We start from the raw sequence: 18,627 nt of genomic DNA, 5'->3' as shown, positions 1-18,627 counted from the left end.
TCCCCGAGGGGAATAGCGGCGTCCAGCATGTCCCCGGCCCAGCCCCTGCAGCACGTGCGCGTGCTCGTCGCGCACCGTGACGCGTCCGCGCGCGCGTCCGTCCGCGCGCTCCTGGAGGACGTGGGCGCCGAGGTCCTGGAGTCCGACGAGCGCCACGACGCGGCCGAGCGGGTGCGCGCCGAGCGCCCGCAGGTCGTCCTGCTGGACCGTGAGCTGGACGGCGGCTCCGCGCGCGGCGGCGGGCTCGTGCGGGACGTCGCCGGCGATCCGGAGCTGCTCGGCGTCGCGGTGATCCTGCTGCACCCGGGCGCCGACGTCGCGGCGGTCTGCGCCGCGCTGGCCGACGGCGCGGTCGACGTGTGGACCACCGACGGCGCGGCGCCCGAGCTGATCGCGCGCGTGCGGCTGGCCTACCGGTCGCGCCAGCTGCTGGACCTCGCGCTGCGGCGCTTCAGCGACCTCGAGGACCTCGCCTACGGCGACGAGCTGACCGAGCTGCCCAACCGCCGCGGCGCGTCGCGGCAGATCGACGTGCTGATCAGCCGCGCCCGCCGTCACGGCCATCAGCTCGCCCTGCTCCTGGTGGACGCGGACCGCTTCAAGGCCATCAACGACGAGCACGGACACGCCGTCGGCGACGTCGTCCTGCGCGAGCTCGCGGCACGGCTGCGCGAGCGCGTGCGGCGGGAGGACGTCGTCGGCCGGTGGGGCGGCGAGGAGTTCGTGGTGGCCCTGCCCGAGACGACGCCCGACGGCGCGGTCGCGGTCGCCGAGGCGCTGCGCCTCGGCGTGTCGGGCACGCCGATCGAGGCCGGCGGCGCGCAGCTGCGCGTGACGATCTCGATCGGCGTCACCGCCTGGACCGGCGAGGAGCTGGACGACCTCGTCGCGCGCGCCGACCACGCGCTCTACGCCGCCAAGGCCGCGGGCCGCGACCGCGTGGTCCTGAAGCGCGCGGTCAAGGCCGCCTGACGCCTCACATCGCGATGGGAAAAAGATCTACTACACTCTCACTAAGATCTTCCCCGACCGACCCCGACGAAGGAGCCACTCCCCAACATGGGCAAGACCATCGGCATCGACCTCGGCACGACGAACTCGTGCATGGCCGTCCTCGAGGGCGGCGAGCCGACCGTCATCGAGAACGCCGAGGGCGGTCGCACCACCCCGTCGGTGGTCGCCTTCGCGCAGAGCGGCGAGCGCCTCGTCGGCACCGTCGCCAAGCGTCAGGCGGTCACCAACCCGCAGAACACCGTCTTCTCCGTCAAGCGCTTCATGGGCCGCAAGGAGGCCGAGGTGCGCGAGGAGGAGTCGATCGTCCCCTACAAGGTCGTCTCCGGCCCCAACGGCGACGCGCGCATCGACGCCGGCGGCAAGCAGTACAGCCCGCCGGAGATCAGCGCGATGATCCTGGCCAAGCTGAAGGCCGACGCCGAGGCCTACCTGGGCGAGACGGTCGACGGCGCGGTCATCACCGTCCCCGCGTACTTCAACGACGACCAGCGCCAGGCGACCAAGGACGCCGGCAAGATCGCCGGCCTCGACGTCAAGCGCATCATCAACGAGCCGACCGCGGCCTCGCTGGCCTACGGCCTCGACAAGGACACCGACCAGACGATCCTCGTCTTCGACCTCGGCGGCGGCACGTTCGACGTGTCGGTGCTGGAGATCGGCGACGGCGTCTTCGAGGTCAAGTCGACCGCCGGCGACAACCACCTCGGCGGCGACAACTGGGACAAGGCGATCGTCGACTGGCTCGCGAGCGAGTTCAAGCGCGACCAGGCGATCGACCTGACGCAGGACCCGATGGCCCTCCAGCGCCTCTACGAGGCCGCCGAGAAGGCCAAGATCGAGCTGTCCACCGCGCAGGAGTCCCAGATCAACCTGCCGTTCATCACGGCCGACCAGAGCGGCCCCAAGCACCTCGACGTCCGCCTCACCCGCGCGAAGTTCAACGAGCTGACCGCCGACCTGCTCGACCGCATCGTCGCGCCGGTCCGCCAGGCGCTGGACGACGCCAAGGCCAAGGGCACCGACAAGGTCGACCACGTCGTCCTCGTCGGCGGCATGACGCGCAACCCGGCCGTGCAGGAGAAGGTCAAGGACCTCACGGGCCAGGAGCCGCACCGCGGCGTCAACCCGGACGAGGTCGTGGCCGTCGGCGCGGCGATCCAGGCCGGCGTCCTGGGCGGCGACGTCAAGGACGTCCTGCTGCTGGACGTGACCCCGCTGACCCTGGGCATCGAGACCAAGGGCGGCGTCATGACCAAGCTGATCGAGCGCAATACGACGATCCCGACCCGCAAGGGCGAGGTCTTCTCGACGGCCGAGGACAACCAGCCGTCGGTCGAGATCCACGTCCTGCAGGGCGAGCGCGAGATGGCGACCTACAACAAGTCGCTGGGCAAGTTCCAGCTGACGGGCATCCCGCCGGCACCGCGCGGCATCCCGCAGATCGAGGTCACGTTCGACATCGACGCCAACGGCATCCTCGCCGTGTCCGCGAAGGACCTGGGCACCGGCAAGGAGCAGAAGATCGAGATCAAGGCGGGCTCGGGCCTGTCCGACGCCGAGATCAAGTCGATGGTCGGCGACGCCGAGGCGCACGCCGAGGAGGACAAGAAGGCGCGCGAGCTGGCCGAGGCCCGCAACAACGCCGAGAACGCGGCCTACCAGGCCGAGCGCCAGCTCAAGGACCTCGGCGACCAGGTCGACCCCGAGTCCAAGACCGAGATCGAGGCCGCGATCACCGCGGTGCGCGACGCCCTGACGTCCGAGGACCCCAACGAGATCAACGCCAAGGCCGAGGCGCTGCAGAACGCCTTCCACAAGGTCTCCGAGGCCATGTACGAGAAGGCCCAGCAGCAGCAGGCCGCCGCGGCCGCCGACGGCGCGCCCGCGGGCGACGGCGCCTCCGGGTCGGGCGACGAGGACGTCGTCGACGCCGAGGTCGTGGACGAGGGCAAGTAGTGAGCGGCGCCGAGCACGAGCCCAACGTGGGGCACGAGGAGGCGGCGGTCGAGGAGACCGCCGCCGAGGCGCCCGTGGACGCGTCCGTGGAGGACGACGTCGCCGAGCACGCGCAGGACGGCGCGGTCGAGGCGCCCGAGGTCGACGAGCCCGACTTCAAGGACCTGTACCTGCGCGCCGCCGCCGAGACGGACAACATCCGCAAGCGGGCGCGGCGCGACGTCGAGGTCGCGCAGGCCCGCGGCGTCGCGCGCCTGGCGCGCGAGCTGCTGCCGTCGCTGGACAACCTCGACCGCGCGCTGGCCGCCGCCGAGGCCGAGGAGGGCGAGGGCGAGCACCACCTGACCAAGGGCATCAGGTTGGTCCAGCAGGACCTCCTGGGCGCGCTGACCCGCGTGGGCATCGAGCAGTACGCCCCCGCGGGCGAGGTCTTCGACCCCCACCAGCACGAGGCCGTCGCGCAGATGCCCGCCGAGGGCGTCGACGCGGGGATCATCACGCAGGTCTACCAGCCGGGCTACCGCTACAAGGAGGAGATCCTCCGCGCGGCGAAGGTCGTGGTGGCGGCGTGAGCCCGAGCGACCCCTACAAGATCCTTGGGGTCGATCGCAAGGCGTCCCAGGAGGAGATCAAGAAGGCCCATCGCCGCCTGGTCCGCCAGTACCACCCGGACCGCAACCCGGGCGACGCCTCCGCCGAGGAGAAGTTCAAGGAGGTCCAGGCCGCCTACGACCTGATCGGCGATCCCGACAAGCGCAAGCAGTACGACCGCGGCGGGATCTTCGGCATGGGCGGCGCCGGCGGCGCGGGCGGCTCCGGCGGCCCGTCCGGCGGGTTCAGCGCGGGCGACTTCGGCGGCTTCCAGGACATCCTGTCCAACCTGTTCGGGGGCGGCGGCCAGGGCGGGGGCGCCCCGGGCGGCGGGCGTCAGCAGCGCACGCAGCCCACCGGCCCGCGCGCCGAGCGCGGCAAGGACCTCGAGTCGTCGGTCGCGATCTCCTTCGAGCAGGCGATCAACGGCGCGCAGATCCCGCTGAGCGTCGCCACGACGCAGCCGTGCCCGACCTGTCGGGGAACGGGCGCCAAGCCCGGCACCTCGCCGAAGGTCTGCCCGAAGTGCCAGGGCCGGGGCATCGAGTCCCAGGGCCAGGGCCTGTTCTCGATCTCGCAGCCGTGCTCCCGGTGCCACGGGTCCGGCGCGATCATCGAGGACCCGTGCCCGACCTGCCAGGGCGCCGGCCAGCAGAAGACCGTCAAGAACTACAAGGTGAACATCCCGGCCGGCGTCCGCGAGGGCTCGCGGGTCCGGCTGGCCGGCAAGGGCGAGGCGGGCCGCAACGGCGGGCCGCCCGGCGACCTGTACGTGATCACCCACGTCGCGCCGTCGCCGATCTTCGAGCGCAAGGGCGACAACCTCGAGGTCGAGGTGCCGCTGACGATCCCGGAGGCGATCCGGGGCGCCGACATCGAGGTGCCGACGCTCAACGGCCGCAAGAAGCTGCGCGTCGCTCCGGGCACGAAGCACGGCACGGTGCAGCGCCTGCGCGGCGAGGGGCCGCCGAAGCTCGGGAAGGGACCCGCCCACCGGGGCGACCTCCACTACAAGTTCGTCATCGACGTCCCGGCGACGCTCAGCGCCGAGCAGTCCGAGGCGGTCGAGAAGCTGTCGGAGGTCATGGGCGACGATCCGAGAGCGAGGTTGTTCTCATGAGGCGCACGACGCGGACCACGGTCACGGTCAGCTCCGACCGGGGTGTGTTCATGATCTCGGTCGCCGCCGAGCTGGCCGAGATGCACCCGCAGACGCTGCGGATGTACGAGCAGCGCGGGCTGATCGAGCCCAAGCGCTCGCCGAAGGGCACGCGCCTGTACTCGCACGAGGACGTCGAGCGCCTGCGCCGCATCCAGGAGATGACCAACGAGCTGGGGTTGAACCTGGCCGGGGTCGAGCACGTGCTGCGCCTGGAGCAGGAGCTGGAGCGCTCCCGCCGCCGCGTCGAGGCGCTGGAGCGCCGCACGACCGATCTGCAGGCGGAGTTCGCCGAGCAGATCGAGCAGGTCAAGCGCGAGCTGCGCGGCGGCGAGCTGGTGCCCTTGAAGCACACGCGCGACCTCGTGCCGCGGCCGCCCGCCGCCGCCGCGGCCGAGCCCGAGCCCGAGCCGCCGGCGGCGCCGCCCGCCCCGCGCGGGCCGCGCCGCATCCCGGTCGAGCGCGACTGAGCCCGCGGCGTCAGCCGCGCGGCAGCGTGTAGCCGCCGTCGACCGGCAGCACCGCGCCCGTGATGTGGGGGTTGGTCGCGGCGAGGACGATCGCCTCGGCGACGTCCGCCGCCGACCCGACCGGTCGATCCGCTCGACCTCCTCCAGCAGGGCCGCGCGCGGCGAACGCGCCCGCCGTCGCCTCGCCGATCCCCGAGGTGCCGCCGGCGACGACGACCCGCCGCCCTTCCAACTGTCGAGACAGCATGTCTCGACAGCAGCACTCGTCGATCCTCGCCGACGACGTGCCGCCCGCCCGCCGCGCGCTGGTCGTCGACCTCGTCGCGCTGCTGCGCCGCGCCGCCGCGTAGCCTGCGGGCCGTGCGCCCGCTGAACCTCGGAGAGACGCTCGACGCGAGCATCAAGATCGTCCGCGCGCGGTGGCGCGCGCTGGCGACGGTGATGCTCGTCGTCGGGGTGCCGATCCAGGTGGCGACCGTGGTGATCGCCCTGGCGACGATGAACGGCCACAAGGTCGGCTCCACCTTCCTGACGCCGGAGAGCACGAGCAGCGGGCACGGCGGCGACTACGTCGCCGGCGGCACGGCGATCATCGCGCTGATGATCCTCGGCTACCTCTTCGGCACGGTCGCCTGCTACCGCCTGGTCGCCGACGCCTACCTCGGGCGCGAGACCAGCGCGGCGGCGTCGCTGCGCTTCGCCGGCGAGCGGCTCGGCGCGACGCTGTGGCTGGGGATCGTGCTCGTCGCCGGGATCGTGGCCGGGTTCTTCGCGTTCATCCTGCCGGGCATCTGGCTCGCGGTCACGTGGTCGGTCGCCTATCCCGCGATGATCGTCGAGGGCACCGGCGGGCTGCCGGCGCTCGGGCGCTCGACCAAGCTCGTCCAGGGCCGCTGGTGGGCGACCTGCGGGCGCTTCGTCGTGGCCGTCGTCCTCGTCACGGTCGCCAGCGCGGTCGTCGGCAGCGTGCTGCTCGCGCCGTTCAGCGACACCTCGACGGCGGCGCTCGTCGTGGAGGCGATCAGCAACCTGGTGGTGTCGCTCTTCGCGACGCCGTTCCTGGCCGCGGTCGCGATGCTCGTCTACTTCGACCTGCGCGTGCGCAAGGAGGGCTGGACGGGCGACGGGGTCGCCGCCGCGCCGACGGCGGCGCCGTCGGCGCGCGCGCCCGAGCGCGACGCCTTCGGCCACCCGATCGCGCCCCCGGCCGACACGCCGCCGTCGCCGCCGCCGCCCGTGCCCGGCGCCGCGCCCCCGCGGCCCGACGACGCCGGGCCCGACGCGGCCGCGCCCGCGGGCTGGGCCCCGCCGGTCGCGCCCGAGCCGCCCGCGGAGCCCCGCAGGCCGCCGCTCTGGGACCCGCACCCGGACGCCGGCGCCGACCGCGACGCCTGACCGCGCGACGGCCTACGTGTTGCCCTGGGCCGTCCCGTCGCCGGCCGCCGCCTGACGCTCGGCCTCGTGGCGTCCCGGGTGGTCCTTGGGCAGGTCCTCGGGGATGATCTCGTCGTGCGCCTCGGGCGTGTCGCCCAGCGGGCGCCGCTCGTCCGGGGTCGCCGGGCCCAGCGGCTGGTCGCCGGCGCCCTCGGGCTTGGCGGTGTTCTCGCCGCCCGCGCCCGTGTGCTCGCCCGGCGCTCCGGGAACCCGTTCCTCGTCGTCCTCGTCCATACCGCTGTCCGTACCCCGGCCCACGCCCGTTGACGCGCGCTCGGACGCTGCTAAAATCTCAGTCCACTCGACTCACATCTGCACCTCTCCCCAGGAGTCCCGAGCACCTTGAACGCCGACCGCTTCACCATCAAGTCCCAGGAGGCCCTCCAGGCCGCCATCAGCCTCGCCGCCGCGCGCAGGCACGCGCAGGCGACGCCCGAGCACCTGCTCAGCGCGCTGCTGGCCCAGGACGACAACGTGCTGCCCGGCGTCCTGCGCAAGCTCGACGTCCCGCTCGCGACGCTGCGCGCCGACGTCGACGCCCACCTCGACGCGCTGCCCACGCTCGCCAACGCCGACGAGCCCGCCACGGCGCCCGAGCTGCTCGGCGTCCTGCGCGCCGCCGAGGTCGAGATGCGCGAGGCCAAGGACGAGTACATCTCCGTCCACCACCTGCTGCTCTCGCTCGCGGGCTACGGCGGCAAGGCGGGCGAGATCCTGCGCTCCAACGGCGTCACCAAGGAGCGCCTGCTGGAGGCGCTGCCCGACGTCACCGGCGGCCACCGCGTCGCCAGCCAGAACGCCGAGGACCAGTTCCGCGCGCTGGAGAAGTTCGGCGTCGACCTCACCGAGCGCGCCGCCAACGGCGAGCTGGACCCGGTCATCGGCCGCGACGAGGAGATCCGCCGCGTCATCCAGGTCCTCAGCCGCCGCACGAAGAACAACCCCGTGTTGATCGGCGAGCCCGGCGTCGGCAAGACCGCGATCGTCGAGGGCCTCGCCCAGCGCATCGTCGACGGCGACGTGCCCGAGTCGCTGCGCGATCGCCAGGTCATCTCCCTGGACATCGGCGCGCTGCTGGCCGGCTCGAAGTACCGCGGCGAGTTCGAGGAGCGCCTCAAGGCGGTGCTCCAGGAGATCAAGGACGCCGGCGGCAACGTCGTGCTGTTCATGGACGAGCTGCACACGATCGTCGGCGCGGGCGCCGCCGAGGGCGCGGTCGACGCCGCGAACCTGCTGAAGCCGATGCTCGCCCGCGGCGAGCTGCGCGCGGTCGGCGCCACGACGCTCGACGAGTACCGCAAGCACATCGAGAAGGACGCCGCGCTGGAGCGGCGCTTCCAGCCGGTGCTGGTCGGCGAGCCGTCGGTCGACGACACGATCGCGATCCTGCGCGGCCTCAAGGAGCGCTACGAGCTGCACCACAACGTCCGCATCCAGGACGCCGCGCTGATCGCCGCCGCGACGCTGAGCGACCGCTACATCGCCGACCGCTTCCTGCCCGACAAGGCCATCGACCTGATCGACGAGGCCGCGTCCGGCCTGCGCATCGAGATCGACTCCAAGCCGGTCGAGATCGACGAGCTGGACCGCCGCGTCCTGCAGCTGGAGATCGAGCGCACGTCGCTGGCCAAGGAGAGCGACGACGCGTCGATGCAGCGCCTGGAGGCGCTGGACCGCGAGCTGGCCGACCTGAAGGAGAAGTCGGCCGCGATGACCGCAGAGTGGCAGGCCGAGAAGGACGCGATCGTCGGCGTCCAGGACGTGCGCGAGCGCCTCGAGGCCGCCCAGCGCGCGCTGGAGCGCGCCGAGCGCGAGGCCAACCTCGAGGAGGCCGCGCGCCTGCGCCACGGCGAGATCCCCGAGCTGCAGCGCCAGCTGGCCGAGCGCGAGGACCGCACCGACGGCGACGCGGGCTTCCTGCGCGAGATCGTCGACGCCGAGGACGTCGCCGAGGTCGTCGCGCGCTGGACGAAGATCCCGGTCAGCCGGCTGCTGGAGGGCGAGGTCGAGAAGCTCATCCACATGGAGGAGCGCCTGCACCAGCGGGTGATCGGCCAGGACGACGCGGTCGCCGCCGTGTCCAACGCGCTGCGCCGCTCGCGCGCCGGCCTCCAGGACCCGGACCGCCCGATCGGCTCGTTCCTGTTCCTCGGCCCGACCGGCGTCGGCAAGACCGAGCTGGCCCGCGCGCTGGCCGAGTTCATGTTCGACAGCTCGGACGCGATGGTCCGCATCGACATGTCGGAGTACATGGAGAAGCACGCGGTCTCGCGCCTGGTCGGCGCGCCTCCCGGCTACGTCGGCTACGAGGAGGGCGGCCAGCTGACCGAGGCCGTCCGGCGCCGGCCCTACACGGTGGTGTTGCTCGACGAGATCGAGAAGGCGCACCCCGACGTGTTCAACGTGCTGTTGCAGGTCATGGACGACGGGCGCCTGACCGACGGCCAGGGCCGCACGGTCGACTTCAAGAACACCGTGTTGATCATGACCTCCAACATCCCGGGCGGGAGGGTCGGCGCCGAGTCCCACTTCAAGCCCGAGTTCATCAACCGGCTGGACGACATCGTCGAGTTCCACGCCCTGGACCGCGAGCACCTCGGCGCGGTGGTCGACCTGCAGGTCGAGCGCGTCCTGGCCCGCGTCCGCGCGCGCGACATCGAGGTCGAGCTGACCGACGCCGCCCGCACGCTGCTCGGCGACCTCGGCTACGACCCGACCTACGGCGCGCGCCCGCTCAAGCGCGTGATCCAGAAGCGCCTGGTCGACCAGCTGGCGCTCGGGATCCTCGAGGGCCGCTTCCGCGACGGCGACGCCGTCAAGGTCGACGCCGCCGACGGCGAGCTGACGTTCGCCAAGGCCGACGCGGCGGCCCCGGCCGCCGACGCCGCGCCCGCCGCGGCCTAGCCCTCGTCGGCTCCGTGACGCACCGCCGCGGCCCATCGGCCGCAGCGGCCGCGCACGTCGACCGCCAGCGCGAACGCGTCGGACACGCGCTCGCTGGTGAGCACGTCGGCGACCGGCCCCGCGGCCAGGATCCGGCCGGAGCGCAGCAGCAGCGCGTGCGTCGTGGAGGGCGCGATCTCCTCCAGGTGGTGGGTGACCGTCACGGTCGGCAGCGCCGGGCGGTCGCGCGCCAGCGTCGCCAGCGCGCCGAGCAGGCCCTCGCGGCCGGGCAGGTCGAGGCCCGCGGCGGGCTCGTCGAGCAGCAGCAGCTCGGGGTCGGCCATCAGCGCCCGGGCCAGCAGCAGGCGCTGGCGCTCGCCCTGCGAGCAGTCCTCGAAGCGGCGGTCGGCCAGCTCCTCGGCGCTGACCAGCGCCATCAGCGCCCGCGCGCGCTCCTCGTGCTCGGGCTTCAGGCGCCGGACCTGCGGGATGATCGTGTTGAACGCGCCGGTCATCACGGTCTGCAGGCCGGTGAGGTGGCCGCGCAGCGACCGCGCCAGCCGCGCGTCGACGAAGCCGATCCGCTCGCGCAGCGCGCGCACGTCGACCGCGCCCAGGCGCGCGCCGAGCACCTCGACGGTCCCCGACGACGGCTGCGACATCGCGGCGGCCAGGTGCATCAACGTGGTCTTGCCGGCGCCGTTGGGGCCGAGCACGACCCAGTGCTCGCCCGCGCGGACCTCCAGCGCCACGTCGTCCAGCAGGCGCAGCTCGCGCCCCAGCGCGGTCGACCAGCGCCGCACGGTCGCGCCACGCAGCGCGAGCGCGACCGGCGCCGCCGTGGTGCCGCTCAGCGCTTCACCTGCTGCGGGCAGGGCGAGGTCTTGCTGGGCTTCGGCGCGCCCGGCGGCTGGAGGCAGACGCCGACCGAGTAGAAGAGGAACTGGCTGCCCTTGACGCCCTTGTGGAAGGCCTTGGTGGTGTCGAACTGCAGCTTCCACTTGCCCAGCCGCGGCGCGTCGAAGGGGAACAGCCGCCGCTTGGCGGTCTTGACGATTCGCCCGCACTGGCCCGTGGCCCGGCCGAGCCGGACGGTCTCCTTGAGCTTGCCCTTCGGGTCGACGTAGTGGACGTAGACGTCCGGGTTGGTCGCGTTGAGCCCGAAGCCCGCGACCGAGAAGCGGACCTTCAGCTTCTGCGGGTCGCCGGTGGCCGGGGAGAAGTCGGCCTTCAGCTGCGTGATCGTGAACTTCGTGCTCACGCTCGTGGCCTCGGACGTCGCGGTGACCGTGAACTGGCGCTCCAGCTCGTCGGTGGCCAGCGCCGGCGGCTCGAAGGCGCCGCGGAACGCGCCGCCGGCGTCGATCGCGTGCGTGCCGCCGAGCAGCGTCTGGCCGTCGAGCGCGATGTCGTAGGCCGCCCCGGGCGTGAAGCCGTTGCCGCTGACCGTCACGTTGGTCTTCGCGGTCTGCAGGTAGCAGGTGCGGTCGGTCTGCACCGCGGCGCCGTGGGCGGCGGCCGGGACGAGCAGCGCGAGGGAGACGGGAAGGCCGGTGGCGAGACGTCGCATGAAGGTGCCAATCAGCTTAGGGGTGATCGGGGCTGTGACCCGCCGAACACCCAGATCGGGTAGAAGCTGCGCTATGCCGACGTTCATCATGCTCTCCACGCTCACGCCCGAGGGCGTCCAGACGGTCAAGAACAACCCGCAGCGGATCCGCGAGGTCAACTCCGAGGTCGAGCAGCTCGGCGCGACCGTCAAGGCGCAGTGGTCGGTCCTCGGACGCTTCGACTTCGTCTCGATCGTCGAGGCGCCGGACGAGTCCACGATGGCGCGCGTGTCGCTGGAGCTGGGGTCGCGCGGGACGGGCCGCTTCGAGACGCTGAGCGCGATCCCGATCGACGACTTCATCGCCAGCCTCTAGCGCCGAGGCCGCCCGCAACGTGAAAGTCCTCATCGTCGGCGGCGGCGGGCGCGAGCACGCGCTCGCCAACGCGCTCGCGCGCTCGCCCCAACGGCCGGAGCTGCTGGCCGCGCCCGGCAACCCCGGGATCGCGGCCGTCGCCCGGTGCTTCCCGGAGGTCAAGGCCGACGACGTCGACGGCCTGACGCGCCTGGCCGTCGACGAGGGCGTCGGGCTGGTCGTGATCGGCCCCGAGGCGCCGCTGGTCGCGGGCCTCGCCGACCGCTTGGAGCGGGCCGGCGTCCCGCACTTCGGCCCGTCCGCCGCGGCGGCGCGGCTGGAGGGCTCCAAGGCGTTCGCCAAGGAGGTCATGGCCTCCGCGGGCGTGCCGACCGCCAACTGGTCGGAGGTCGAGACGGTCGCGGGCGGCATGGAGGCGATCGACGGCCGCTACCCGACGGTCATCAAGTTCGACGGGCTGGCCGCGGGCAAGGGCGTCGTCGTCGCGCCCGACGAGGCGACCGCGCGCGCGGCGCTGACCGAGATGCTCGAGGCGCGCCGCTTCGGCGACGGCCCGGTCGTCGTCGAAGAGTTCCTGGAGGGCGAGGAGCTGTCGCTGTTCGCGATCTGCGACGGCGAGCGCGCGGTCCCGATGGTCCCCGCGCAGGACTACAAGCGGATCTTCGACGGCGACGAGGGCCCGAACACCGGCGGCATGGGCGCCTACTCGCCGGTCGTCGGCGCGCCCGACCCCGACGCGGTCGTCGCGGCGATCCACCAGCCGGTGGTCGACCTCCTGCGCGAGCGCGGCACGCCGTTCCACGGCGTCCTCTACGCCGGGCTGATGCTGACCGCCGACGGCCCGCAGGTCATCGAGTTCAACGTGCGCTTCGGCGACCCCGAGACCCAAGGCGTGCTCAAGCGGCTGACCAGCGACCTGCTGGAGACGCTGCTGGCGGCCACCCGACCCGGTGGCCTTGCCGCGAGCGACCCCATGACCTTCTCCGGCGACTGGGCGGTGACGCTCGTGCTCGCGTCGCGCGGCTACCCGGAGTCTTCGTCCAGTGGCGACGTGATCAGCGGCCTGGACGCCGTCCCCGCCGACGTCGAGGTCACCCACGCGGGCACCGCGCGGGACGACCACGGAGCGATCGTCACCGCCGGCGGGCGCGTCCTCAACGTGACCGCGCTGGGCGCCGACCCTGCGGCCGCGCGCGAACGCGCTTATGCTGCCGCCGACCTCATTCAGTTCGACGGACGGCAGCTGCGGCGCGACATCGCCCAGCGGGCCGTGGAGCGCGTGACCTCATGACCGATCAGCCCCAGCCCACCACCGCGGCCCCCGAGACCATGACCCAGCTCGAGGAGGCGGCCACGGAGACCGACGCCCCGCTCGTCGGCATCATCATGGGGTCGCAGTCCGACATGGACACCATGTCGGGCGCGGCCAAGGTCCTCGAGGAGCAGGGCATCCGCTCCGAGACCCGCGTGATGTCGGCCCACCGCGATCCCGAGACCGTCGCCGACTACTGCAAGAACGCGCGCCTGCGCGGGCTCAAGGTCATCATCGCCGGCGCCGGCCTCTCCGCTGCGCTGCCCGGCGTCGCCGCCGCACACACCGACCTGCCGGTCATCGGCGTGCCGCTGTCCTCGCGCCTGAGCGCCGCGGGCGGCCTCGACGCGCTGCTGTCGGTCGCCCAGATGCCGCCCGGCGTCCCGGTCGCCTGCGTCGGCCTCGACAACGCCAAGAACGCCGGACACCTGGCGCTGCGCATCCTGAGGGCGTAGGCGAGCCGCGCGCCTTAAGCTCTCGGGCGTGATCCCGCGCTACACCCGCCCCGAGATCGGGGCCGTCTGGACCGACGAGGCCAAGCTCGAGAGCTGGCGGCAGGTGGAGGTCGCCTGCGCCCTGGAGACGGAGGGGCCGACGCCGAGCGAGTTGGAGGCCATCTCGCTGGCGACCTTCACCGTCGAGGCGGTGCTGGAGCGCGAGAAGGTCACCGACCACGACGTCGCCGCGTTCGTCGACGTGCTCAGCGCGTCGGCGGGCGAGGCCGGGCGCTGGATCCACTACGGGCTGACGTCCTCCGACGTCCTCGACACCGCGCTCGGCGTCCAGCTGCGCAAGGCGGGCGACATCATCGTCAAGGGCGCGCGGGAGTTCCGCGATGCCTTGGTCGACCAGGCGCGCGCGCAGGTCGACACGGTCTGCGTCGGGCGCACGCACGGCGTCCACGCCGAGCCCACCACCTTCGGCGTCAAGCTCGCGGGCTTCGCCTTCGAGGCCGACCGCAACCTGAAGCGGTTGGAGCGCGCGTTCGACCAGGCCGCGGTCGGTGCGGTGTCGGGCGCGGTCGGGACGTACTCCGCGACGTCGCCGGACTTCGAGCGCCGCGTGCTGGACCGCCTGGGCCTGCGGGCCGAGCCGGTCTCCACGCAGGTCGTCGCGCGCGACCGCCACGCCGAGCTGCTGCAGGCGATCGCGCTGGCCGGCGCGGGCCTGGAGCGCTTCGCGACCGAGATCCGCCACCTCCAGCGCACCGAGGTCCGCGAGGTCGAGGAGCCGTTCCGCTCCGGCGCCCAGAAGGGCTCGTCGGCGATGCCGCACAAGCGCAACCCGATCGTCTCCGAGCGCGTGACCGGCCTGGCCCGCGTGCTGCGCGGCTACATGCAGGTCGGGGTGGAGGACGTCGCGCTGTGGCACGAGCGCGACATCTCGCACTCGGGCGCCGAGCGCGTCGTCCTGCCCGACGCGACGATCGCCTTGGACTACATGCAGGCCCTGGCCACCCGCCTGGCCCGCGGCATGGTCGTCCACGCCGACCGCATGCGCGAGAACCTCGACCTGACCTACGGCGCGCTGTTCTCCCAGCGCGTCCTGCTCGCGCTCGTCCAGGCCGGCCTGCAGCGCGACGACGCCTACCGGATCGCCCAGCGGACGGCCCAGCAGGCGTGGGACACGCGCACGCCGCTGCGCGAGATCCTCGAGGCGGAGCCGGCCGGAACCCACCCGCCCCTCGACCTCGACGCGATCTTCGACCTGGGGCACTACACCAAGCACGCCCACGAGATCGTGGCGCGGCTCGACGCGCTGGTCTAGGCCGCCACCAGCGCCTCCACGCCCTCGGCCGCCGCGGCGCTCGCGTTGGCCTCGCGGCTGCGCAGCGCGGCCGCGATCACCAGCACCGCCGTCGCCAGCAGGCCCGCGCCGACCGCGAAGGCCGTCGTGTAGCCGTGGACGAGGTCGCTCGCCGCGGTCCCGTGCGTCGCGCCGGTGGAGACCGTCGACAGCACGGCCAGGCCGAGCGCCCCGCCGATCTGCTGCGAGGTGTTGAACAGCCCGGACGCGAGGCCCTGGTCGGCGGCGTCGACACCGCCGGTGGCGATCAGCGTCAGCGGCACGAACGCGTTGCCGATGCCCAGCGCCAGCAGCGCGATCCCGGGCACGAAGCCCGCGAGGTAGCTGCTGTCGGGCGTCAGCATCGTCATCCACGCCAGGCCGAGCGTGCCGAGCGCGAAGCCGCCCAGCAACACGGCCTTGACGCCGAAGCGCGCGATCAACCGCTGCGAGATGACCGACCCGGCGATGATCCCGACGGTCATCGGGACGAACGCCGCGCCGGACTCCAGCGCGTTGTAGCCGTGGATCTGCTGGAAGTACAGCGAGCTGAAGTAGAAGAACGCGTTCATCCCGCCCATCAGCAGCAGCGTGGCCGCGTTGGCCGTGGCCAGCGTCCGCGTCCGGAAGATCGACAGCCGGACCAGCGGCGCCTTGACGCGCTGCTGGACCGCGCCGAACGCGGCGAGGATCCCGACCGAGGCGGCGCCGAGGCCGAGCGTCCGGGCGCTGCCCCAGCCGAAGTCCTGGGCCTTGACGATGGTGTAGGTCAACAGGACCAGGCCGCCGGTGACCAGCGCGGCGCCGAGCAGGTCGAAGCCGCCGTCGCGCCGCTCGGCCTTGGACTCGGGGACGAAGCGCAGCGCGAGCGCCAGCGCGACGAGGCCGACCGGGACGTTGATGAAGAACACCCACTCCCACGACAGCGCGTCGGTCAGCAGGCCGCCGAGCAGCAGGCCGACCGCTCCGCCGCCGCCGGAGATCGCCGCGAAGGCGCCCAGCGCCTTGGCGCGGTCCGGGCCCTCGGGGACCGTCGTGGTGATGATGCTCAACGCGGCGGGGGAGACGAGCGCGGCGCCGAGGCCCTGCAGGGCGCGGGCGGCCACGAGGAAGCCCGGGGAGGTCGCCAGGCCGTCGAGCAGCGAGGCGAAGGTGAACAGGCTGACGCCCGCCAGGAACAGCCGACGACGCCCGAAGAGGTCGCCGGCGCGGCCGCCCAGCAGCAGGAAGCCGCCGAAGACCAACATGTAGACGTTGACGACCCACTGGAGGTCGGAGGGCGAGAAGTTGAGGTCCTTCTGGATGGAGGGCAGCGCGACGTTCGTGATCGTCGCGTCGAGGATCACCATGAACTGCGCGAGGCAGACCACGACGACCGTCACGGCCCAGTGGCGTTGCGTGGAGGTGGAGTCGCTCATGAGGTGAGGAGGTGAGGAGGGGAGAGGGGTGTGGGGCGGTCTCGGAAGCAACCGGACCGCTCGGTCCGCATGAACGTAGCACAACCGGACCGGTCGGTTCGTTTTTTCGGACCGAGCGGTCCGGATCGGCGGACCGGGCGGTCCGGATTTCCGGACCCGGCGGTCCATTTCGGCCGCGAACCTTGGTACCGTCCACGGGGCGATGACGTCCTCGAACGCCCTGCCGATGCGCGCCGACGCGCGGCGCAACCTGGAGCGGATCCTCCAGGCCGCGCGCGAGGCGTTCGCCGAGGGCGGCCTCGACGTCGGGGTCGAGGAGATCGCCCGCCGCGCCGGCGTCGGCAAGGCGACGTTCTTCCGCCGCTTCCCGACCAAGGAGGCGCTGATCGCCGCGCTCTACGAGGACTTCGTCGTCGAGGTCGAGACCGCGATCGAGCAGGCGCTGGCCGAGAACCCCGACGACCCGCTCGGGCCGCTGCGCGCGTTCCTGGAGCACTCGATGCGCACGCAGGCCCACAACAAGGCGTTCTTCGAGGCGGTCGCCGCGCGCTACGTCCCGCCGGTCGAGATGACCGACCGCGTCATGGCCGGGGTCCAGCGCGTGATGGAGCCGGCCCGCGCGGCCGGGCTCCTGCGCCCGGGCATCGAGCCCGGCGACGTGTCGACCGCGACGAAGATGCTCGGCGCGGCGATCCGGCCGATGGAGGGCCTGCTGCTCTGCGAGCAGGCCTGGCCGCGCTACCTCGACCTCGTGCTCTCCGGCCTCACCGGCGAGACCCCGATGCCCGGCGTCGCCGCCGATCCCTGCACGATGGTCCGCGAGTTCTCCGCAAGGACCGCCTAGCCCGGTGTTCGCGGGGCGGCCCACGCCCCGCCCGCGCCGCGGCCTTCGGTACCTTGAGGCCGTGACCGCCGCTGCCGACCTCGACCTGCCGCTCGTCGCCAGCGGCAAGGTCCGCGAGATCTACGACCTGGGCGACCGCCTCCTGCTGGTCGCCTCCGACCGCATCTCCACGTACGACGTGGTGCACCCGAACGGGATCCCGGACAAGGGCAACGTCCTGACCGGCATCTCCGCGTTCTGGTTCAACAAGACGGGGCACATCGTCCCCAACCACTACATCTCGGCCACCGAGGGCGTCCCGGACGCCGTCCGCGGCCGCGCGATGGCCGTGCAGAAGCTGAAGATGCTGCCGGTCGAGTGCGTCGTGCGCGGGTACATCACCGGCTCGGGCTGGAAGGACTACCAGGCCACCGGCAAGGTCTCGGGCATCGAGCTGCCCCCGGGCCTGCGCGAGTCGGAGAAGCTGCCGACGCCGATCTTCACGCCGTCGACCAAGGCCGAGGTCGGCCACGACGAGGCCATCGACCTCACGCAGGCCGGCGAGATCCTCGGCGATCCCGAGCTGGCCGCGCGCCTGCGCGACGTGTCGATCGCGCTGTACTCCTACGCGGCCGACCTCGCCGCCGAGCGCGGCGTGATCCTCGCCGACACGAAGTTCGAGTTCGGCCTCAACGAGGCCGACGAGCTGATCCTCGGCGACGAGGCGCTGACGCCGGACTCCTCGCGCTACTGGCCGGTCGAGGGCTACGAGCCCGGCCACGGCCAGCCGTCCTTCGACAAGCAGTTCGTGCGGGACTGGGCGTCCTCGACCGGCTGGGACAAGACCCCGCCGGCGCCGGAGGTCCCCGCCGACGTCGCCGCGGGCACGCGCGAGAAGTACATCGAGGCCTACGAGTTGATCACCGGCGAGAAGTTCGCCGACTGGCTCGCGCGGACCGCCGCATGAGGGCCCGCGTCCTGATCCGCCCCAAGGCGGGCATCCTGGACCCGCAGGGCGTCGCCGTCGAGCGCGCCCTGCCGGCGCTCGGGTTCGCGGGCGTCGCCAACGTCCACGTCGGCCGGCTCGTGGAGCTGGACGTCGAGGACCAGAGCCAGCTCGACGACATCTGCCGCAAGCTGCTGGCCAACCCGCTGATCGAGGACTACGAGATCCAGGCGGTCGAGGCCGCCACCGCGTGAAGCTCGGCGTCATCACGTTCCCCGGCACCTGCGACGACGCCGACGCCCGCCTGGCGGTGTCGAAGGTCGCCGAGGCGGTGCCGCTGTGGCACGGCGACAGCGACCTCAAGGGCGTCGACGGCATCGTCGTCCCCGGCGGCTTCTCCTACGGCGACTACCTGCGCGCGGGCGCGATCGCGCGCTTCTCGCCGGTGATGGAGTCGGTCATCCGCTTCGCCCACGAGGGCGGCCCGGTGCTCGGCATCTGCAACGGCTTCCAGATCCTCTGCGAGGCCGGCCTGCTGCCCGGCGCGCTGCTGCCCAACAAGGACCTCCGCTTCGTCTTCCGCCAGGTCGACCTCGAGGTCCGCACGACCGCGACGCCGTTCACGTCGACCTGCACGGTCGGCGACCGGCTGTCGATCCCGGCCAAGCACATGACCGGCTGCTTCTTCGGCGAGGTGCCCGAGGAGCAGGTCGTGCTGCGCTACGCCGAGGGCCACAACTTCAACGGCGCGCAGGACGACATCGCGGGCGTCTGCAACGCCCAGGGCAACGTGATGGGGTTGATGCCGCATCCCGAGCACGCGATCGACGAGCTGGTCGGCGGGTCGGCCGACGGGCTGAAGCTCTTCGAGGGGATGGCCCGTGTCGCCGTCAACGCCTGATTCCGCGACC

General features: G+C 72.8%; 20 protein-coding genes. 15 read left to right on the top strand and 5 right to left on the bottom strand.

Going from position 1 to position 18,627, the window contains the following annotated elements; all coding sequences use genetic code 11:
• The first annotated feature begins 27 nt into the window (after nucleotides 1-27).
• The 5 genes from VFG42_RS23555 to VFG42_RS23535 all read left to right on the top strand — a co-directional run bounded on the left by VFG42_RS23555 (nucleotide 28) and on the right by VFG42_RS23535 (nucleotide 5,190).
• Nucleotides 28-972 carry a diguanylate cyclase gene (locus VFG42_RS23555; RefSeq protein ID WP_324911276.1) on the top strand — a complete coding sequence of 315 codons (945 nt, stop codon included), beginning with the start codon at nucleotides 28-30 and terminating at the stop codon, nucleotides 970-972.
• A gap of 87 nt (nucleotides 973-1,059) precedes the next feature.
• Nucleotides 1,060-2,970, top strand: a complete 1,911-nt coding sequence (gene dnaK / locus VFG42_RS23550) for a molecular chaperone DnaK (RefSeq protein ID WP_324911275.1) — start codon at nucleotides 1,060-1,062, stop codon at nucleotides 2,968-2,970.
• Nucleotides 2,970-3,542 (top strand): nucleotide exchange factor GrpE, encoded by a 573-nt coding sequence (locus VFG42_RS23545; RefSeq protein ID WP_324911274.1) that lies wholly within the window; start codon nucleotides 2,970-2,972, stop codon nucleotides 3,540-3,542. The genes dnaK and VFG42_RS23545 overlap by 1 nt, the downstream gene beginning before the upstream one ends.
• Nucleotides 3,539-4,681 (top strand): molecular chaperone DnaJ, encoded by a 1,143-nt coding sequence (gene dnaJ / locus VFG42_RS23540; protein ID WP_324911273.1) that lies wholly within the window; start codon nucleotides 3,539-3,541, stop codon nucleotides 4,679-4,681. The genes VFG42_RS23545 and dnaJ overlap by 4 nt, the downstream gene beginning before the upstream one ends.
• Nucleotides 4,678-5,190, top strand: coding sequence for a heat shock protein transcriptional repressor HspR (locus VFG42_RS23535; RefSeq protein WP_324911272.1), 513 nt, complete (start codon nucleotides 4,678-4,680; stop codon nucleotides 5,188-5,190). Before dnaJ ends, VFG42_RS23535 begins: the two co-directional genes overlap by 4 nt.
• Nucleotides 5,191-5,200: 10 nt before the next feature.
• On the opposite strand, the gene VFG42_RS23530 is transcribed toward VFG42_RS23535, so the two are convergent.
• Nucleotides 5,201-5,437, bottom strand: a complete 237-nt coding sequence (locus VFG42_RS23530; RefSeq protein WP_324911271.1) for a hypothetical protein — start codon at nucleotides 5,435-5,437, stop codon at nucleotides 5,201-5,203.
• Nucleotides 5,438-5,550: 113 nt separating this feature from the next.
• On the opposite strand from VFG42_RS23530, the gene VFG42_RS23525 reads away from it, so the two are divergent.
• Entirely contained in the window at nucleotides 5,551-6,585 is a 1,035-nt protein-coding gene (locus tag VFG42_RS23525) for a glycerophosphoryl diester phosphodiesterase membrane domain-containing protein (RefSeq protein WP_324911270.1), read from the top strand.
• A gap of 12 nt (nucleotides 6,586-6,597) precedes the next feature.
• Here the strand turns inward: VFG42_RS23525 and VFG42_RS23520 are convergent, their stop codons facing one another.
• Nucleotides 6,598-6,858, bottom strand: coding sequence for a hypothetical protein (locus tag VFG42_RS23520; RefSeq protein WP_324911269.1), 261 nt, complete (start codon nucleotides 6,856-6,858; stop codon nucleotides 6,598-6,600).
• A 108-nt stretch (nucleotides 6,859-6,966) separates the two neighbouring features.
• Between VFG42_RS23520 and clpB the strand changes: the two genes are divergently transcribed.
• Nucleotides 6,967-9,528, top strand: coding sequence for an ATP-dependent chaperone ClpB (gene clpB, locus VFG42_RS23515; RefSeq protein ID WP_324911268.1), 2,562 nt, complete (start codon nucleotides 6,967-6,969; stop codon nucleotides 9,526-9,528).
• On the opposite strand, the gene VFG42_RS23510 is transcribed toward clpB, so the two are convergent.
• Entirely contained in the window at nucleotides 9,525-10,361 is an 837-nt protein-coding gene (locus tag VFG42_RS23510) for an ABC transporter ATP-binding protein (protein WP_414642464.1), read from the bottom strand. The genes clpB and VFG42_RS23510 overlap by 4 nt on opposite strands.
• On the bottom strand, nucleotides 10,358-11,077 hold the full coding sequence (locus tag VFG42_RS23505) for a hypothetical protein (RefSeq protein ID WP_324911266.1): 720 nt from the start codon (nucleotides 11,075-11,077) through the stop codon (nucleotides 10,358-10,360). Before VFG42_RS23505 ends, VFG42_RS23510 begins: the two co-directional genes overlap by 4 nt.
• Nucleotides 11,078-11,150: 73 nt before the next feature.
• Here VFG42_RS23505 and VFG42_RS23500 point away from each other — a divergent pair, with 73 nt between their 5' ends.
• Genes VFG42_RS23500 through purB form a run of 4 tightly spaced genes read left to right on the top strand, consistent with a single transcriptional unit; the run spans nucleotide 11,151 to nucleotide 14,511 of the window.
• Nucleotides 11,151-11,432 (top strand): GYD domain-containing protein, encoded by a 282-nt coding sequence (locus tag VFG42_RS23500; protein ID WP_324911265.1) that lies wholly within the window; start codon nucleotides 11,151-11,153, stop codon nucleotides 11,430-11,432.
• Between the two features lie 19 nt (nucleotides 11,433-11,451).
• Entirely contained in the window at nucleotides 11,452-12,723 is a 1,272-nt protein-coding gene (gene purD, locus VFG42_RS23495; RefSeq protein ID WP_324911264.1) for a phosphoribosylamine--glycine ligase, read from the top strand.
• On the top strand, nucleotides 12,720-13,199 hold the full coding sequence (gene purE, locus VFG42_RS23490) for a 5-(carboxyamino)imidazole ribonucleotide mutase (protein WP_324911263.1): 480 nt from the start codon (nucleotides 12,720-12,722) through the stop codon (nucleotides 13,197-13,199). The genes purD and purE overlap by 4 nt, the downstream gene beginning before the upstream one ends.
• A gap of 28 nt (nucleotides 13,200-13,227) precedes the next feature.
• On the top strand, nucleotides 13,228-14,511 hold the full coding sequence (gene purB, locus VFG42_RS23485; protein ID WP_324911262.1) for an adenylosuccinate lyase: 1,284 nt from the start codon (nucleotides 13,228-13,230) through the stop codon (nucleotides 14,509-14,511).
• On the opposite strand, the gene VFG42_RS23480 is transcribed toward purB, so the two are convergent.
• Nucleotides 14,508-15,947 carry an MFS transporter gene (locus VFG42_RS23480; protein WP_324911261.1) on the bottom strand — a complete coding sequence of 480 codons (1,440 nt, stop codon included), beginning with the start codon at nucleotides 15,945-15,947 and terminating at the stop codon, nucleotides 14,508-14,510. The two genes, purB and VFG42_RS23480, sit on opposite strands and share 4 nt — an antisense overlap.
• Nucleotides 15,948-16,149: 202 nt before the next feature.
• Between VFG42_RS23480 and VFG42_RS23475 the strand changes: the two genes are divergently transcribed.
• From VFG42_RS23475 to purQ, 4 genes are all read left to right on the top strand, one after another.
• The gene (locus VFG42_RS23475; RefSeq protein WP_324911260.1) at nucleotides 16,150-16,791 is read left to right on the top strand and encodes a TetR/AcrR family transcriptional regulator; all 642 of its coding nucleotides are present in this window, start codon (nucleotides 16,150-16,152) and stop codon (nucleotides 16,789-16,791) included.
• Between the two features lie 61 nt (nucleotides 16,792-16,852).
• Complete coding sequence (locus VFG42_RS23470) at nucleotides 16,853-17,737, top strand: phosphoribosylaminoimidazolesuccinocarboxamide synthase (protein WP_324911259.1); 885 nt, start codon at nucleotides 16,853-16,855, stop codon at nucleotides 17,735-17,737.
• On the top strand, nucleotides 17,734-17,970 hold the full coding sequence (gene purS, locus VFG42_RS23465; protein WP_324911258.1) for a phosphoribosylformylglycinamidine synthase subunit PurS: 237 nt from the start codon (nucleotides 17,734-17,736) through the stop codon (nucleotides 17,968-17,970). The genes VFG42_RS23470 and purS overlap by 4 nt, the downstream gene beginning before the upstream one ends.
• On the top strand, nucleotides 17,967-18,617 hold the full coding sequence (gene purQ / locus VFG42_RS23460; RefSeq protein ID WP_324911257.1) for a phosphoribosylformylglycinamidine synthase subunit PurQ: 651 nt from the start codon (nucleotides 17,967-17,969) through the stop codon (nucleotides 18,615-18,617). Before purS ends, purQ begins: the two co-directional genes overlap by 4 nt.
• Nucleotides 18,618-18,627 lie beyond the last annotated feature (10 nt).

Source organism: Baekduia sp. (assembly GCF_035685985.1).
Lineage (GTDB): Bacteria > Actinomycetota > Thermoleophilia > Solirubrobacterales > Solirubrobacteraceae > Baekduia.
The sequence above is the reverse complement of the archived record's forward strand: the minus strand, read 5'-3'. Positions and strand labels throughout refer to the sequence as shown.

Coding starts and splice junctions, on each gene's coding strand:
- VFG42_RS23520 (WP_324911269.1), bottom strand. CDS start 6,858: ATGGACGAGGACGACGAGGAACGGGTTCCCGGAGCGCCGGGCGAGCAC.
- VFG42_RS23500 (WP_324911265.1), top strand. CDS start 11,151: ATGCCGACGTTCATCATGCTCTCCACGCTCACGCCCGAGGGCGTCCAG.
- VFG42_RS23555 (WP_324911276.1), top strand. CDS start 28: ATGTCCCCGGCCCAGCCCCTGCAGCACGTGCGCGTGCTCGTCGCGCAC.
- VFG42_RS23530 (WP_324911271.1), bottom strand. CDS start 5,437: ATGCTGTCTCGACAGTTGGAAGGGCGGCGGGTCGTCGTCGCCGGCGGC.
- VFG42_RS23535 (WP_324911272.1), top strand. CDS start 4,678: ATGAGGCGCACGACGCGGACCACGGTCACGGTCAGCTCCGACCGGGGT.
- VFG42_RS23505 (WP_324911266.1), bottom strand. CDS start 11,077: ATGCGACGTCTCGCCACCGGCCTTCCCGTCTCCCTCGCGCTGCTCGTC.
- purE (WP_324911263.1), top strand. CDS start 12,720: ATGACCGATCAGCCCCAGCCCACCACCGCGGCCCCCGAGACCATGACC.
- VFG42_RS23475 (WP_324911260.1), top strand. CDS start 16,150: ATGACGTCCTCGAACGCCCTGCCGATGCGCGCCGACGCGCGGCGCAAC.
- dnaK (WP_324911275.1), top strand. CDS start 1,060: ATGGGCAAGACCATCGGCATCGACCTCGGCACGACGAACTCGTGCATG.
- purS (WP_324911258.1), top strand. CDS start 17,734: ATGAGGGCCCGCGTCCTGATCCGCCCCAAGGCGGGCATCCTGGACCCG.
- VFG42_RS23480 (WP_324911261.1), bottom strand. CDS start 15,947: ATGAGCGACTCCACCTCCACGCAACGCCACTGGGCCGTGACGGTCGTC.